The organism is Streptomyces sp. NPDC028289, assembly GCF_055565975.1.
This window is the reverse complement of record NZ_JBVHTI010000008.1, coordinates 206,513-222,497: the sequence shown is the minus strand read 5'-3', so window position 1 is coordinate 222,497 and position 15,985 is coordinate 206,513. Positions and strand designations below refer to the sequence as shown.

The following is a 15,985-nucleotide window of genomic DNA, read 5'->3' as shown; positions in this document are numbered from 1 at the left end:
CCCATGTCTGCCACCCCCGGACACACCGGGGTCCAGGTGCCGCTCAGCCGCGACCAGGAACGGACCTGGTTCGTCGACCAGATGAGCAGTTCGTCGTCCGACTACCTCATCCCGCTCCGTCTGCACTTCGCCGGCCCGCTCGACCGTGACGCCCTGCGCCGTGCGCTCGAGGCCCTGGTGGCCCGTCACGAGGTGCTGCGCACCGGCGTGCTGGCCGCGGAGGCGGGACCGGTGGGCGTGGTCCGCCCCGTCGGCCTGTTCCGGCTGCGGGAGACGGAGGTCGGCGACGCCGGGGCGCTGGAGGCCGCCCTCGCCGCGGAGGCGGCGACCCCGATGGACCTGGCCGCCGAACTCCCCGTGCGCGCCCTGCTGATCCGGCACGGCGCCCGCGAGCACACCCTCGTCCTCACGCTCCACCACGTCGCCGCCGACGACTGGTCGTGCGCCCTCGTCTACGACGAACTGGCCGCCGACTACACGGCCTTCACCACCGGCGCCCCCTCCCCCGTCCCCCCGCCCGCGGAGCCGTACCGCGTCGTGGCGGCCGGCCTCGACGCCCGCGCCGCCGAGGCCGGGCGGCCCGGGAGCCCCGGGCTCGAACACTGGCGCGAGACGCTGGCCGACCTCACCGCGTTCGAACTGCCCGCCGACCGTCCGCGCCCCGCCGTACGGGCGGGCCGGGGGGCGACACGGACCGCGTTCGTGCTGCCGCCGAAGGTCGCCGAGCCGCTGACCGCGCTGGCCCGCTCCGCGGGAGCCACACCCGCGATGCTGCTGAGCGCCGCCGTCCAGGCCGTCCTGTACCGCAGCACCGGGCGGCAGGACGTGACCACCGGCACCACCTACGCGCGGCGCGACGACCCGGCGACCGAGCGGCTGCTGGGCCTGCTCATCAACATGCTGCCGCTGCGCGGCCGGCCGGGCCCGCGGCTGACGTTCCGCCGGTTCGTCGAGGAGTTCCGGGACGTGGCGCTCGACGCGTTCGAGCACGCGGAGGTGCCCTTCGACCGGCTGGTGGAGGAGAGCGCCCCCGAACGTGACCCGTCCCGCACCCCGCTGTTCCAGATCCTCGTCAACTTCCGCACCGGCCGCCGCCGTTCGCCCCGGATGCCGGGCCTGACCGTGACCGACCTCCCGATGCCGTACCACGGCGCCAAGTACGACCTGTGCGTCAGCTTCGAGCAGGGCGCCGCCGGGCTGTGGTGCGGGGTGAACTGGGACGTCGACCTGTACGACGACGCCACCGTGGAGCGGCTCGGCACCTGGCTGGAGCGGCTGTTGCGGCACGTCGCCGAGGCTCCCGACACGCTCCTGGACGACATCCCGCTGCTGTCCGGGCCCGAACAGGACGCCCTGCGCGCGCTGGTGCTGCGTCCGGCCGTCGACACGCCCGCGCAGACCCTGCACGAGCTGGTGGCCCTCAGTGCCGCCGCCCGGCCCCACGCGGTCGCCCTGGTCGACGCCGACGGCGCCACGACGAGCTACGCGGCCCTGGAGGCGGCGGCGAACGCCGTCGCCCGTCGGCTGACCGCCCACGGGGTCGGCCCGGACGTACCGGTGGGCCTGCTGATCGACCGGTCGGTGGCGATGGTCGTCGGCCTGCTCGGCATCCTCAAGGCCGGCGGCGCCTATCTGCCGATCGAGACGGCCACGCCCGCCGCCCGGATCGTCACCCTGCTCACCGACGCCGGCGCGCCGGTCTGCCTGATCGGCGGCGAGCACGCCGACCCGGTCACCGCCGCGGGTGCCGTCCCGCTCCGCGTCGACCCCCGGGAGGCGGCGGCGCCCCCGTCCGTGACCGTCCACCCCGACCACCTGTGCGCGGTCTACTACACCTCCGGCTCGACCGGCCGCCCCAAGGGCGTGGCCTGCACCCACCGCGGCTGGGTCAACCGCATGGCGTGGATGCAGCACAGGCACGGCCTGCGCCCCGGCGAGACGGTCCTGCACAAGACGACCCTGCCGTTCGACGACGCCGCCGTCGAGATCCTCTGGCCGCTGATCACCGGCGGCACGGTCGCGCTGCTGCCGCCCGGGCTGCACCGCGACCCGCGCGCCCTGGTCGACGCGACCGTGCGCCACCGCGCCGTCCACGTGCAGTTCGTCCCCAGCGTCCTGGACCTCTTCCTGGAGGAACTCACCCCCGCCGACACCGCCGCGCTCCGCCGGAACCTGCGCAGCGTCCTCTCCAGCGGCGAGGCCCTGCGCCCGGCCCTCGTGGAACGCTTCCGCGCCGCGTTCGGCGACGCGGTCAGCCTGGACAACACCTGGGGCGCCACCGAGGTGTCCATCGACTCCACCTTCCACGTCTGCGGCCCCCGGGACACCCACGGGAGCGGCGCGGTCAGCCTCGGACGGCCCATGGACAACAACGAGGTCATGGTCCTCGACCACCGTCTCGCCCCGCTGCCGCCCGGCGTCCCCGGCGAGCTGTGCATCGCCGGGACCGGTCTGGCCCGCGGCTACCTGGGCGATCCCGCCAAGACCGCCGGCGCCTTCGTCCCGCACCCCTACCGGCCCGGCGAGCGGGTGTACCGGACCGGGGACCGCGGCCGGATGCACCCGGACGGCTCCTTCACCTATCTGGAGCGGATGGACCGCCAGGTGAAGGTGCGCGGTGTCCGGGTGGAGCTGGGCGAGGTGGAGGCCGCGCTGCGCGAGCACCCCTCGGTGACGGACGCCGCGGTGGTGACCCGCCGCGCCGCCTCCGGCGACCTGCGCCTGGCCGCCTACGCCGTCCTCGACGGCGGCACGACCTCCGTGCGCGAGCTGCGCGAGCACCTGTCCACGCGGCTGCCCGGATACGCCGTGCCCACCACGCTCACCGTGCTGCCCGCGCTGCCCCGTTCGGCCAGCGGCAAGCTCAGCCCCTCGCTGCTGCCCGATCCCGACCCCGCGGACCACGAGACGGACGAGTACGTCGCGCCCCGCGACGAGACCGAGAGGACCGTCGCCGACATCTGGGCCGAGGTGCTGTCGGTGCCCCGGATCGGCGTCCTCGACGACTTCTTCTCCTTCGGCGGCCACTCGCTGATCGCCACCCGGGCCGTCAACCGGATGCGGCAGGTGTTCGACGTCCCGCTCCCGCTGAGCGTGATCTTCGAGCGGCCGACCGTCGCCGGAACGGCGGAGTACATCCACGACATGATCCTGGCCGAGATCGAGGCGCTGTCCGACGACGAGGCGCACCGGCTCCTCGCAGACCTCTCCCCGGCCACCAGCCCCGCGGACAACGAACGAGGTACGACGCGATGAAGACTCCTCTGCTGTACGAGGCGTTCCTTGAGCACGCCCTGCGTACCCCCGACGAGCCGGCGCTGCTGTGGGCGGACGGCACCCTGACCTACGGCGAACTGGAGCGCCGCTCGGCCCTGCTGGCCCACCGGCTGGTGGCCGCCGGTGGCGGACACGGGTCGCTCGTCGGGGTCTGCGTCAGCCGCGGCCCCGCGCTGCCCACCGCCCTGCTCGCCGTGATGCGGGCCGGAGCCGCCTGGGTGCCGCTGGACCCGTCCTACCCGCAGGACCGGCTGGAGTACATGCTGCGCGACTCCGGTGTCTCCCTGGTGATCGCCGACGAGAGCGCGGCACGCCGGCTGCCGGGGGACGTCCGCGTGCTGGACCCGGACGCCGCCGGCTCCCCCGCCCCGGTCCCCCTGGACGCCGCGGGCCCCGGCGATCTCGCCTACGTCATCTACACCTCCGGCTCCACCGGAAAGCCCAAGGGCGTCCTGGTCGAGCACGGCAGCGTCGCCGCCACGATCGCCGGGATGCGGACCGAGTGGGGGGTGGGGACGGGCGACCGCGTCCTGCAGTTCGCGCCCTCCAGCTTCGACGCGTCCGTGCTGGAGACCGGTGTCGCCCTGACCGGCGGCGCGACGCTGGTCCTGGCCGATTCCGAGAGCGTGGTGCCGGGCCCCGGTCTGGTGGACCTGATGGACCGCCTCGGAGTGACCTTCACCCTGCTGCCGCCGTCGGTGGTCGCCGCGCTCCCCGACGCCGAACTCCCCGCGCTGCGCACCCTGGTGTGCGGCGGGGAGGCGCTGCCCGCGGAGATCGTGGCCCGCTGGAGTCCGGGCCGGCGCGTCTTCAACGCCTACGGGCCGACCGAGATCTCCATCGTGGCCACCACGGGCGAGGTGACCGGTTCCGCGACACCCGACATCGGGCGACCGCTGCCGGGTGTGCGCATCGACCTGCTCGACAAGGCGGGGCTGCCGGTGGGGCCCGGCGAGATCGGTGAACTCGTCGTCTCCGGCGCCGGGGTGACGCGCGGCTACCTCGGCCGGCCCGCCCTGACCGCGGAGCGCTACGTCCCCGTCGCCGACGGCCGCGCCTACCGCACCGGCGACCTCGCCCGCCGTCTGCCCGACGGCCGCTACCTCTACGCCGGGCGCGCCGACCACCAGGTCAAGATCCGGGGCTTCCGCGTCGAGCCGGGCGAGATCGCCGAGGTGCTGCGCGCGCACCCGGCGGTCTCCGACGCCGTCGTCGTCGCGCGGGGCACCGTCCTGGTCGGCTACGTGGCCACCCCGGTCGACGAGGCGCACCCCGCCGACCTGCGGGCCTGGTGCGCGCGCACCCTGCCCGCGCACATGGTGCCGTCCACCATGGTCGCGCTGCCCGCGCTGCCCCTGACGCCGAGCGGCAAGGTGGACCGGGAGGCGCTGCCGTCGCCGTACAAGTCCGAGGTGAGTCAGGGCGACGAGCCGGCCACGCCCACCGAGGCCGCGGTCGCCGCCCTGATGTCGGAACTGCTCGGCGGCACCCCGGCCGGCGCCACCGACGACTTCTTCCAACTGGGCGGCCACTCCCTGCTCGTCGGGCGTCTCGCCGCCCGCATCCGCACCGACCTCGGCACCGACATCCCGCTCTCCCACCTCTTCCGCCTCGCCACCCCCCGCGAGATCGCCGCGCTCGTCGACAGCGGCGCTCCCCTCGACGAGGCGGCGACCGTGCCCGCACCGCCGCCGATGCGGCACGCGGACCGTTCCCGGCCCATCCCGCTGTCCTTCCCGCAGGAGCGGGTCTGGTTCCTCGAACAACTCTCGCCCAGCAACCAGGCGTACCGGATGCAGGCCACGCTGACCCTGCGCGGCGTCCTGGACATGACCGCGCTGCGGGCCGCCCTCACCGAGCTGGTGCGCCGGCACGAGATCCTGCGCACCGCGTTCCGCGAGGTCGACGGGGTGCCCGTGCAGTGCCCGGTCGAGATGGACGCGATCGACATCGAGGTGCCGCTGGTGGACCTCTCCGGCCTGTCCGAGGAGGAACGGGAGCGCGCATGGCAGGAGTTGTCGGCGCGAGAGCAGGCCCAGCCGTTCGACATGGAGAAGCCTCCGCTGGCCCGCTGGGTCGTGACCAAGGACGCGCCCGAGGCGTACCGGCTGATCCACGTGGAGCACCATCTGGTGCACGACGGCTGGTCGTTCGCGGTCTTCGTCGGTGAACTGACCCGTCTGTACTCCGTGTTCGCCGAGGGCACGGAGGCTCCGCCGGAGCCGCGGTTCCAGTTCGCCGACCTCGCCGCCTGGCAGCGGTCCTGGCTGGACGGCCCCGTCATGGACCGCTACCTCGGTCACTGGGCGCGGGTTCTGGACGGGGCCCCGCCCGCCCTCGAACTGCCCACCGACCGGCCCCGCCCGCCGGAGTTCACCTTCCGCGGCGACGTCGTACGGGTGACCCTGGAACCGGACGAGTACAAGCGGCTGCGCGAAGGGGCCAGGAAGTTCGGCGTCACCCTCTACTCGACGATGCTGACCGCGTTCGCCGCCCTGCTGTCGCGGTACGCGGACCAGACCGACTTCGTGCTGGGCGTCGGGGTGGCCAACCGCAGGCTCGCCGAGGCCGAGCGGCTGATCGGGATGATGGTCAACACGGTGCCGCTGAGGGTCCGTCTGGAGGACGACCCGACGTTCCGGCAGCTCCTCGCGCGGGTCCACGACACGGCGGTGGAGGGGTACGCGTGGCAGGACGTGCCGCTGCAGAAGCTCGTCAAGGCCGTCGCCCCGGCGCGTGACCTCTCGCGCAACCCGCTGTTCTCGGCGATGTTCAGCTTCCACGACTCCGCCGTCCCCGACCTGGACTTCGCCGGGCTGCGCGGCGAGGTGCGCATGGAGCACAACGGGTCGGCGAAGGCGGACCTGAACATCGTCGCGATCCCGCGCGCCGAGCAGCGGGTGGGCAAGCGCCCCAGCAGCGAGGACGACGCGCTGACGATCATCTGGGAGTACGCCACCGACCTCTTCGACGCGGACACGATGCGCAGCATGGTCCGCGCCTACCTCGACCTGCTGCGCGCCGCGCTCGACGAGCCCGACCTGCCGGTGTCCCGGTTCCCGCTGACCGGGGCGGCCACGGCGAGCACCGCCGGGGCCGGGTCCGCCGAGGCCACGGTCGTGGACCTGGCGGAGCGGTGCGTCACGGAGCACCCGGACGCGCCGGCCGTCAGGACGCACTCCGGCTCCGTGACCTACCGCGAACTGGGTCTGCGCGCCGGCCGTCTGGCGGAGGCGCTGTCCCGGCAGGGGGCCGGCCCCGGGCATCCCGTCGCGCTGCGGCTGGACCCCGGCGCCGACCTCGTCGCCGCGCTGCTGGCCGCCGCCCGTACCGGCGCCCCGGCGCGGGTGCTGGCGCCCGGCGCCGAACCGGCGGCCACGGAGACCCTCTTCACCGGGACGCCGGCGACGGGCCCGGCGGTCGTGCCGGACGGCCCGGAGACGCGCTTCCGGCCGTCCGGAGACGACGTCCTGGCCCTGGTCGGCGAGGCGGGGATCACCCGCAGTGCGCTCACCGGCGCCCTCGGCGCCCTCGACGACCTCGGCTTCGGTGCGGGGCAGGTCCTCCAGAGCGCCGCGACCGACAGCGCGCTCTTCCTGCTCCAGGTGTGGACCACACTGGCCCGCGGCGGCACGCTCGTCGTCCCGGAGACAGCGCCGCACTCCCCCGCCGCGCTGGCCGGGCTCCTGGCCGGCCGTCAGGAACCGTTCTCCGCGCTGCTCCTGCCCGACACCACCGTCACCACGCTGTTCGCCCACCACCGTGACGCCCTGGCCCGGGGCGCCGAGGCGGTCCTCGCCCTCGGTCCCGACCTGGACCCCACCGCGCTGCGGGAGCCCGTCGGTGTCCGCCTCGCGGCCGGGTTCGGGACCGCCGAGGTGCCGCTGGCGCTGTACCGGCCGCTCGGCCCGGCCCCGGAACCCGCCGCGGTCGTCGTACCGGTCGGTCACCCGGTGCCCGGTGTCACGGCCGCCGTGCTCGACTCCCGCGGGGAGCCGCTGCCCGCCGGGGTCCCCGGTGAACTCCACCTCGCCCACGGCGACGCCTCCGGGCTCGTGCCCACCGGCCACCGGGCCCGGCACACCGTCCACGACGGCTTCGAGATCCTGGGCACGGCCGGGTCCTGGCCGACCGTCTCGGGCTTCCGCGTCGCGCCCTACGAGACCCGCACCCGCCTCACCGCCCACCGCCAGATCGCCGAGGCGGCCGTCGTCACGGCCGACGGCGAACTCCACGCCTACCTCGTGCCGCGCACCGGCTCCGCCGTCCCCGACGGCGACGAACTGATCGATTTCCTCTCCGAGTCCCTGCCCGACTACCAGATCCCCGCCCGCTTCACGGCGGTGCCCACCCTGCCCGTACGGCCGGACCGCCCTCTCGCGCCGCAGCCCACCGGCCGCGCGTGACCCGCACCGGCGCCCCCATCCACCAACCCTGAGGGAAGCCATGCTGCACGACATGTCCACAGGCCCGGCCGGGACGGCGGTCCGTGTCCGCGGAGCCCACCACAGCGTGGGCCACCACGGAGAGATCCTCCAGGGCGTCTTCGAGTCCGACGGACGCCTGCGCCGCGCCCTGATCACCCTGCCCTGCCCCCTCTACGAGTCCCACGCCGTCTTCGAGCCGTCCGACACCGCGACCGGGATCGTCATGCGTGACCCGTGGCGGACCAAGGCGCGCCGGGCCGCCGAGCTGACCCTGCGCTCGCTGGGCGGCGTGCCCGCCGGCGGAACCCTCAGTCTGACCAGCAACATCCCGCCCAGCCGTGGTTTCGGCTCGTCCACCGCGGACGTCGTGGCGACCATCGGCGCCGTCTACGAGGCCGCCGGTCGCCGCCCCAGCCCCGCGCAGTACGCCGCCCTGGCCGTCGCGGCCGAGACCGCGTCCGACGCGCTCATGTACCCGCACCGGACCGTCCTGTTCGCGCACCGCGAGGGCGAGGTCATCGAGGACATGGGCGGGCCGCTGATGCCGCTGGCCGTGCTGGGCTTCGGCACCAGCGCGGACAGCCTGGGCACCGACACCCTGACCCTGCCGCCCGCGCGCTACTCGGTGTGGGAGATCGAGGCGTTCCGCCCCCTGCTGGGCACGGTCCGCCGTGCCATCCGCACCGGTGACGTCGCCCTGCTCGGCAGGGTGGCCACCGCCAGCGCCAGGATCAACCAGCGCCATCTTCCGGTCCCCGGGCTCACCGACCTCCTGCGGGTCAGCGAGGCGGTGGGCGCGGCCGGGCTCCAGGTCGCGCACAGCGGTGACGTGGCCGGGCTCCTCTTCGACCCCGCCCTGCCCGACCTCGCCGCCCGCACCGACGGCGCCCGCAAGCGCCTGGCCGCCCTGGGCATCGACGACACCTGGCACTTCACGACGACATGATGAGAACGGAGAGCATGCGATCATCCACTCTGCCCGCGGCCAGTGCGTCGGTCGTCGAGGCGACCGTCCTGCCGCGGCTCATACGGATCGGCCCCAACCTCTGCGTGGCCGCGTTCACCCTGATGAAACTGCTCCCGGCCCGCTTCATGATCGACCGGGCCGAGCAGCGCGGCGAACTCGCCCCCGGCACCACGGTCCTGGAGACGTCCTCGGGCACCTTCGCCCTGGGGCTCGCGATGGTGTGCCGGCTGCGCGGCTACCCCCTGGTCATCGTCGGCGACCCGGCCATCGACCCGGCCCTGCGCCGCAGGCTGGGCGAACTGGGCGCCCAGGTCGAGATCTGCGCCGAGCCCAGCCCCAACGGCGGCTTCCAGCAGGCCCGCCTCGACCGGCTGGAGGAACTGCGGGCCCTGTACCCCGACCACTACGTCCCCGGCCAGTACCACAACCCCGACAACCCCAACGCCTACGCCGCCGTGGCCGAGCAGATCGCGGAGACCGTCGGTGCCGTGGACTGCCTGGTCGGACCGGTCGGTTCCGGCGGGTCGACCGGAGGCACCGCGGCCTTCCTGCGGCTGCTCCAGCCGCAGATGCGCCTGATCGGCGTGGACACCTCGCCCAGCGCCATCTTCGGCCAGGTCGACGGGCCGCGCGTGGTGCGCGGCCTCGGCAACAGCCTGGTCCCGCCCAACGTCAGCCACGACGCCTACGACGAGGTGCACTGGGCGGGCCCCGCGGAGGTCTTCCGGGCCACCCGTGAACTGCACGCCCTGCACGCCCTCTACATGGGCCCCACCAGCGGCGCGTCCTTCCTGGTCGCCCGCTGGTACGCCGAACGCAACCCCGACGCGCAGGTGGTCGCGTTCCTGCCGGACGAGGGACACCGGTACCAGGAGACGGTCTACCAGGACGAGTGGCTGGCGGAGCGGGGGCTGCTCGACGCGCCGGCCGCCCCCGCTCCCCGCACCGTCACCGATCCGCACGACGCCGTCGGAGGGTGGGCGCGCATGCACTGGCGCCGCCGCTCCCTCGACGACGCCACCCGCGACGGCGCCGGCCGCTCCGGCCCCGCACCCGTGGAGGACCTGTGACCGATCCCTTCCTGGTCCTGGTGGAGTCCAACACCTCCGGCACCGGCCCCCTGTTCGCACGGCGCGCCCGGGATCTCGGTGTCCGGCCGGTGCTGCTCGCCGAGGATCCGGCCCGCTACGGCTACGCCCGCGCCGAGGAGATCGCCGTGGTCGAGGCCGACACGTCGAGCGCCGACTCGGTCCTCGACGCGATCGCCTCGCTCGACGCGGGTCCCCCGGCCGGGGTGACCACCAGTTCTGACTACTTCGTCCCCGTCGCCGCCGAGGCCGCGCGCGCTCTCGGCCTGCCGGGACCCGACCCGCAGGCGGTGATCCGCTGCCGGCACAAGGGCCGTCAGCGGGCCGCGCTCGCCGCGCGGGGCGTGCCGGTGGCCGCCCAGACCCTGGTGACCGACGCCGACGCGGCCCTCTCCGCCGTACGGCACACCGGACTGCCGGCGGTCCTCAAGCCCGCCGACGGGTCCGGCAGCACCGGGGTGCGGCTGTGCGGCAGTCTCGCGGAGGCCGCCGAGCACGCCGCCCTGCTGCTGGCCCGCACCCACAACGAGCGCGGCATCCCGACCGTGCCCGGTCTCCTCGTCGAGGAGTACGTGGACGGTCCGGAGTTCTCGGTCGAGGTGTTCGGGCGCACCCCCGTCACCGTCGTGGGCAAACACCTCGGCGCCGCCCCCTACTTCGTCGAGACCGGGCACGACGTCCCCGCTCCGGTGCCGGACGCCACGGCACGGTCGCTGGCCGACACGGCCGTGGCCGCGGTCGAGGCGCTCGGCCTCGGGCACGGCGCGGCCCACGTCGAACTGCGCCTGGCCGCCCGGGGCCCCGTGGTCATCGAGGTCAACCCGCGGCTCGCGGGCGGCATGATCCCCGAGCTGGTGCGGACCGCCCTCGGCATCGACCTGGTCGGCGCCCAGGTCGGGGCGGCCCTCGGCCACCGCCCCGACCTGGCGGCCCGCTCCGCGCACCACTCCAGTCTCCGCTTCCTCGTGGTCGACGAACCCTCCGTGCTCGGCGAGCCGTCCGCTGCCCTCGACGATCCGCCGCCCCACGTCACGGCCACGGTCCTCACCGGGACCAGGGACGTGCCGCTCGCACCGCGGCACGACCACCGCGACCGGGTCGGCCACGCCCTCGCCACCGCCCCCGACGCGTCGGCCGCCGCACGGGCCGCCGACGCGGCCCTGACCCTGCTGCGCACCTCCCTGCGCGCCCGAACCGCCCCGGAGGACACCGCATGACCGTCTCCGTCACCGGACGTCTGTCCTCCGCCGTGACACCGGCGGCGGCGGACATCCTCTTCGACCGGCACCTCCGGGTCCCTCCGGACCCGGTGGCCGCCGAACTGAGGCCCACCAGCGAGGTGGACCGCGCCCACGTGGTCATGCTCACCGAGCGGGGGGTCATCGAGCGCGCGACCGCCGCCCGGCTGCTCTCCGGCATCGAGGAACTCCGCGCCGCCGACTTCGCCCCCCTGCGCCATCTGCCCGCGCCCCGGGGCCGCTACCTCGCCTACGAGGGCTACCTCGTGGACACCCTGGGCGAGGAGACCGGCGGCGTCCTGCACAGCGGCCGGTCCCGCAACGACCTCAACGCCACCGTCGTCAGGCTCCAGTTGCGGCGCCCCTACGACCGGCTGCTGACCGAGACCGACACGCTGGGCCGGGTCCTCGTGGAGCGGGGCCGCCGCTGGAGCACCACCGTCATGCCCGCGTACACCCACCACCAGCCCGCCGTCCCCATCACCTACGGCCACTACCTCGCCGGGGTGGCCGCCGCTCTCGTACGGGACATGGACCACTTGGAGCACGCCGGACGCGAACTGGGCGAGAACCCCCTCGGCGCGGGCGCCACCGGGGGGACCACCCTGCCCGTCGACCCGGCGCGCACCACCGAACTGCTCGGGTTCACCGCGCCCCTGACCAACTCCCTGCACGCGGTGGCCTCGCGGGACGTGGTGCTACGGCTGCTCGCCGCCTGCACCGTCCTCGGTGTGCTCCTGACCCGGACCGCGCACGACCTGCAGTCCTGGACCAGCGCCGAGAACCCCCTGCTCCTGCTGCCCGACGACCTGGTCGGCAGCAGCTCGATGATGCCGCAGAAACGCAACCCGTTCCTGCTGGAGAACGTCCAGGGCAAGGCGGCCGCCGCGCTCGGCGCGCTCACCGCGGCGACCGCGGCGATGTCGACGGCGCGCTACACCAACGCCATCGCCGTCGGCACCGAGGCGGTCGGTCATCTGTGGCCGGCTCTGGAGGCCACCACCGACGCCGTGGTGCTGCTGCGGCTCATGTTCGAGGGCGCGGAGCCCGACCCCGGCCTCATGCTGCGGCGCGCGACGGACGGGCACACGGCGGCCACCGCGCTGGCCGAGCGCCTGGTCGTGGCGGGGGTGCCGTTCCGCACGGCGCACCACACGGTGGGCGAGATCAGCACCATGGCCCTCGCGACCGGCCGCACCTTCGAGGACACCGCCGCCGCGCACCTCGGCGACCGGCCCCGGGCCCTGCTCGACGCCCTGGACCCGGCGTCGATCGCCGCCGCGGCGGGCGCCGGAGGCGGCCCCGCCCCGGCGTCCGTGACCGCGGCCCTCGACGACTCCGACGCCGAGCTCGACCGGCTCGCCGCCGCCGCGGAGGCCCGCCGCGCCCACTGGGCGACCGCCGAACGCAGCCTCGGCGACGCCGTGTCCGCCCTGATCCGCCGACCGTGAGGGAGCCCCACCCATGAGCCACGTCGTTGAACTGCGCAGTGACACCTTCACCCTGCCCACCCCCCACATGCTCGACGCCGCCAGGGCGGCCCGCCTCGGCGACGACGTCTACGGCGAGGACCCGACCGTACGGGAACTGGAGGAGATGTCGGCGAAGCTGCTGGGCAAGGCGGCCGGTGTGCTGATGCCCAGCGGCACGATGGCGAACCTCGCCGCGCTGCTCACCCACGGCCCGCGCGGCGGCAAGGCCGTCGTCGGCGCCGAGTCCGACATCTACGTCTACGAGGCGGGCGGCGCCTCGGTGTTCGGCGGCCTCGTCTACGAACCCGTCCCCGCCGCCGCGGACGGCACCCTGCCGCTGGCCGCGGTGGCGGACGCCTTCGACGTCGACCGGGAGGACCCGCAGTTCGCGCTGCCCGCGGTGCTCTGCCTGGAGACGCCGAACAACCGTCTCGGCGGAATCCCCCTCGACACCGGCTACCTCGCGGCGGCCGGCTCCCTGGCCCGCGCGCACGGCGTCGCCCTGCACCTGGACGGGGCCCGCGTGTTCAACGCGGCCCTCGCCCTCGGTGTGCCGGCCGCCGACATCGCAGCCCCGGCGGACACCGTCCAGTTCTGCCTGTCCAAGGGGCTGTCCGCCCCGATCGGGTCGATGCTCGTCGGGGACGAGGAGTCCATCGCCGACGCCCGCCGGTACCGCAAGATGCTCGGCGGGGGGATGCGTCAGGCCGGCATGATCGCGGCGTGCGGGATCGTCGCCCTGACCGAGATGATCGACCGGCTCGCCGACGACCACGCCCACGCACGCCGGCTCGCCGACGGTCTCGCCGGGATCCCCGGACTGCGCCTGGACGCCGAACCCCCGCGCACCAACATGGTGTTCTTCACCGTGGACACCGACCGCACCGCCCACACCACCGACTCCCTCATCGAGGGCGCGCGCGCCCACGGCGTGCACCTCGCGGAACTGGGGCGGGGCCGCATCCGCGCGGTCACCCACTCCGGGGTCACCGCCGCCGACGTCGACCGGGCCGTGACGGTGCTCGCGGACGTCATGGCCACCGCGCCCGGGGCCCGGTGGTGAGCGAGCAGGTCACCGCGCCCGCGCCGCCGTCGGCCGCGCTCCGCGATCACCACGCGTTCCGGTTGTTCTGGGCGGCGGAGACGGTCAGTCAGTTCGGCACGTACGTCGGCAACGCGCTGCTGCCGCTGCTGGCCGCCACCACTCTGGCGGCGACCCCGCTGGAAATGGGCCTGCTGAGCGCCGCGGAGACGACCGGCTACCTGCTGATCGGGCTCCCGGCGGGGGTGTGGGTGGCCCGGGCCCGGCAGCGGTTGCTGATGCGGCGCGCCAACACCGGCCGGGCGCTGCTGCTCTGCACGATCCCGGTGGCCTGGTGGGCCGGCCTGCTCACGGTCGGCCAGCTGATCGCCGTGGCCCTGGTGTGCGGTGTCCTCGCCGTCCTGTTCGACGTCGCCTACCAGTCCCACCTCCCCGCCCTGGTCGGCCGCGACCGTCTGCTCCAGGGCAACGCCCGTCTCCAGTCCAGCCAGTCCCTCGCCCAGATCACCGGGCCCGGCGTGGGCGGCGCGTTCGCCCAGCTCGCCGGGCCCGCCCTGCCGGTGCTGGCCACGGCCCTCGGCTATCTGGCGTCGACCCTGCTGCTGCGCCGGGTCCGTGAGGCGGACCCGGCGCACCCCGCCGAAGGCACCGACCGGCGGCTGCCCGCCGAGATACGGGCCGGACTGCGGTTCCTGGTCCGCAGCCGCCCGCTGCTGGCCATCACCGCCTGCACGGCGACCGCGAACCTCTTCGCCGGGGTGCTCAGCGCCGTGCAGGTCCTCTTCCTGACCGGGGTGCTCGGCCTCCCCGGCTCCGCCGTCGGGGCCGTCCTGAGCGTGCTGGGCCTGGGCGGGGTGCTCGGGGCGCTCTCGGCGTACCGCGTCGTGCGCCGCGTCGGCCAGGCCCGCGCGGTGTGGCTGGTACCGCTGGTCACCTTCCCGGCCCTGCTCCTGGTGCCGCTCGCGGGGCGCGGGGTGCTGCTCGTCCCGGCCCTGGCCGGGTTCCTCGTCACCGGGTACGGCGTCGTCGTGTACAACGTCGCCCAGGTCAGCTACCGGCAGGTGGTGTGCCCCGAGACGATGCTGGCCCGGGTGAACGCCTCGGTGCGCTTCGTCGGTTTCGGCGCGATGACCGTGGGCGCGCTGGCCGGGGGCGTGCTCGGCGGGTCGGCGGCGGGGATCAGGGGCACCCTGTGGATCGCGGCCTGCGGCACCTGCCTGGCCGCGGTGTGGGTGGTGTGCTCACCGCTGCGCGGGATGCGCGACTTCGCCGGCCCGGGGGTGGATGGGGCCGGTGGTGCCGCCGAGCGGGGTGCCTGACCGGCCGCGGGTGCGGGCGAGGATCTCGGCGACGATGGACACCGCCGTCTCCTGCGGGGTCGTGGCGCCGAGGTCGAGCCCGATCGGCGCGTTCAGCCGGGCGAGGGCGTCGGGCCCGACCCCTTCCGCACGCAGGAGTTCGAGGCGGCGGGCGTGGGTGCGGCGCGACCCCATGGCGCCGACGTAGCCGAGCGGGCGCCGGAGCGCGTCGCGCAGCAGCGGGATGTCGAACCGGGGGTCGTGGGTGAGCACGCACACCACGGTGCGTTCGTCGGTGGCGGTGGCGGCGAGGAACCGGTGCGGCCAGTCGGTGACGACGCGGTGCGCGTGGGGGAACCGCTCGGCCGTGGCGAAGACCGGGCGGGCGTCGCACAACGTGACGTGGTAGCCGAGGAAGCGGCCCGCCTGGGTGAGGGCGTCGGCGAACTCCACCGCTCCGAAGACGAGCATCCGCGGGGCGGGTCTGCGGGTGTGCACCAGCGCTTCGGCACCGGAGCAGTCGGCGCCCTCGGGGGTCCGCACGAGCCCGGTGACGCCGGTGCGGTGGACGCCGGAGGCGAGCGCGGCCAGACGCGGCGGCACCGGCCCGGCGAGAGCGGAGGTCCCGTCGTCGGACAGCGGCAGGACGCGGCCCGCCAGCGTCGGGTCGGCGCTCCGGGTGATCTGCAGCAGGCCCACGGTCCGCCCCTCGGCCGCCGCGGTGAGCGTGGCCGCCAGGTGGTGCCGGTCGGCCGGGTGGACGCGCTGGACGTGGACGCGGATGCCGCCGCCGCACATCAGGCCGGCCGCCCAGGCGTCGGTGTCGGAGGAGTCGAAGTGCGCCTCCTCCGGGGTTCCGTCCTCCTCCAGTTGCTGTCGGCACAGCTCGTGGACGGCCGCGTCCACGCACCCGCCGGAGACACTCCCCGCCACCCGCCTGTCGGCGTCTACGGCCATGGACGTGCCCACCGGCAGCGGTGTGCTGCCGGTGGCATCGATCACCGTGGCCACGGCGAAGGGGCGGTCGGCGCGGCACCAGGCGGCGAGGGCGGGGGCGATGTTCAGCACGGGGGGCTCTTCTCGTACGCGGTGCTCGTGGGGCGGGCGGGCGGGCCGGATCGGCGGGCCGCGGTCACGGCCGGGGCCCCGCGCCCGGCCGGTACCGGCGGTGGACGCG

The 15,985-nt window shown here is 75.1% G+C and carries 9 protein-coding genes; 8 read left to right on the top strand and 1 reads right to left on the bottom strand.

Translation table 11 applies throughout. From position 1 onward, the window contains the following. Positions 1-3 precede the first annotated feature (3 nt). From ACZ4UV_RS37540 to ACZ4UV_RS37505, 8 genes are read left to right on the top strand one after another with little or no spacing between them, the layout of a single operon-like run. On the top strand, positions 4-3,255 hold the full coding sequence (locus ACZ4UV_RS37540; RefSeq protein ID WP_467844211.1) for a non-ribosomal peptide synthetase: 3,252 nt from the start codon (positions 4-6) through the stop codon (positions 3,253-3,255). After that, entirely contained in the window at positions 3,252-7,682 is a 4,431-nt protein-coding gene (locus tag ACZ4UV_RS37535) for an amino acid adenylation domain-containing protein (RefSeq protein ID WP_467844208.1), read from the top strand. Before ACZ4UV_RS37540 ends, ACZ4UV_RS37535 begins: the two co-directional genes overlap by 4 nt. 52 nt (positions 7,683-7,734) lie before the next feature. Beyond that, entirely contained in the window at positions 7,735-8,649 is a 915-nt protein-coding gene (locus ACZ4UV_RS37530) for a GHMP family kinase ATP-binding protein (protein ID WP_390047211.1), read from the top strand. 14 nt (positions 8,650-8,663) lie between these two features. Then, complete coding sequence (locus ACZ4UV_RS37525) at positions 8,664-9,740, top strand: pyridoxal-phosphate dependent enzyme (protein ID WP_467844204.1); 1,077 nt, start codon at positions 8,664-8,666, stop codon at positions 9,738-9,740. Further along, positions 9,737-10,975 carry an ATP-grasp domain-containing protein gene (locus ACZ4UV_RS37520; protein ID WP_467844201.1) on the top strand — a complete coding sequence of 413 codons (1,239 nt, stop codon included), beginning with the start codon at positions 9,737-9,739 and terminating at the stop codon, positions 10,973-10,975. Before ACZ4UV_RS37525 ends, ACZ4UV_RS37520 begins: the two co-directional genes overlap by 4 nt. Further along, the gene (locus ACZ4UV_RS37515; RefSeq protein WP_467844198.1) at positions 10,972-12,447 is read left to right on the top strand and encodes a lyase family protein; all 1,476 of its coding nucleotides are present in this window, start codon (positions 10,972-10,974) and stop codon (positions 12,445-12,447) included. Before ACZ4UV_RS37520 ends, ACZ4UV_RS37515 begins: the two co-directional genes overlap by 4 nt. Positions 12,448-12,460: 13 nt before the next feature. Continuing rightward, on the top strand, positions 12,461-13,531 hold the full coding sequence (locus tag ACZ4UV_RS37510) for a GntG family PLP-dependent aldolase (protein ID WP_467844195.1): 1,071 nt from the start codon (positions 12,461-12,463) through the stop codon (positions 13,529-13,531). Beyond that, complete coding sequence (locus tag ACZ4UV_RS37505) at positions 13,528-14,829, top strand: MFS transporter (RefSeq protein WP_467844193.1); 1,302 nt, start codon at positions 13,528-13,530, stop codon at positions 14,827-14,829. Before ACZ4UV_RS37510 ends, ACZ4UV_RS37505 begins: the two co-directional genes overlap by 4 nt. On the opposite strand, the gene ACZ4UV_RS37500 is transcribed toward ACZ4UV_RS37505, so the two are convergent. Then, positions 14,752-15,876 (bottom strand): XdhC family protein, encoded by a 1,125-nt coding sequence (locus tag ACZ4UV_RS37500; RefSeq protein WP_467844190.1) that lies wholly within the window; start codon positions 15,874-15,876, stop codon positions 14,752-14,754. The genes ACZ4UV_RS37505 and ACZ4UV_RS37500 overlap by 78 nt on opposite strands. Positions 15,877-15,985: the final 109 nt, after the last annotated feature.

What these genes read in the sequence shown, in the direction of transcription:
- ACZ4UV_RS37540 (WP_467844211.1), top strand. Translation starts at nt 4, where the DNA reads ATGTCTGCCACCCCCGGACACACCGGGGTCCAGGTGCCGCTCAGCCGC.
- ACZ4UV_RS37515 (WP_467844198.1), top strand. Translation starts at nt 10,972, where the DNA reads ATGACCGTCTCCGTCACCGGACGTCTGTCCTCCGCCGTGACACCGGCG.
- ACZ4UV_RS37535 (WP_467844208.1), top strand. Translation starts at nt 3,252, where the DNA reads ATGAAGACTCCTCTGCTGTACGAGGCGTTCCTTGAGCACGCCCTGCGT.
- ACZ4UV_RS37530 (WP_390047211.1), top strand. Translation starts at nt 7,735, where the DNA reads ATGTCCACAGGCCCGGCCGGGACGGCGGTCCGTGTCCGCGGAGCCCAC.
- ACZ4UV_RS37525 (WP_467844204.1), top strand. Translation starts at nt 8,664, where the DNA reads ATGCGATCATCCACTCTGCCCGCGGCCAGTGCGTCGGTCGTCGAGGCG.
- ACZ4UV_RS37510 (WP_467844195.1), top strand. Translation starts at nt 12,461, where the DNA reads ATGAGCCACGTCGTTGAACTGCGCAGTGACACCTTCACCCTGCCCACC.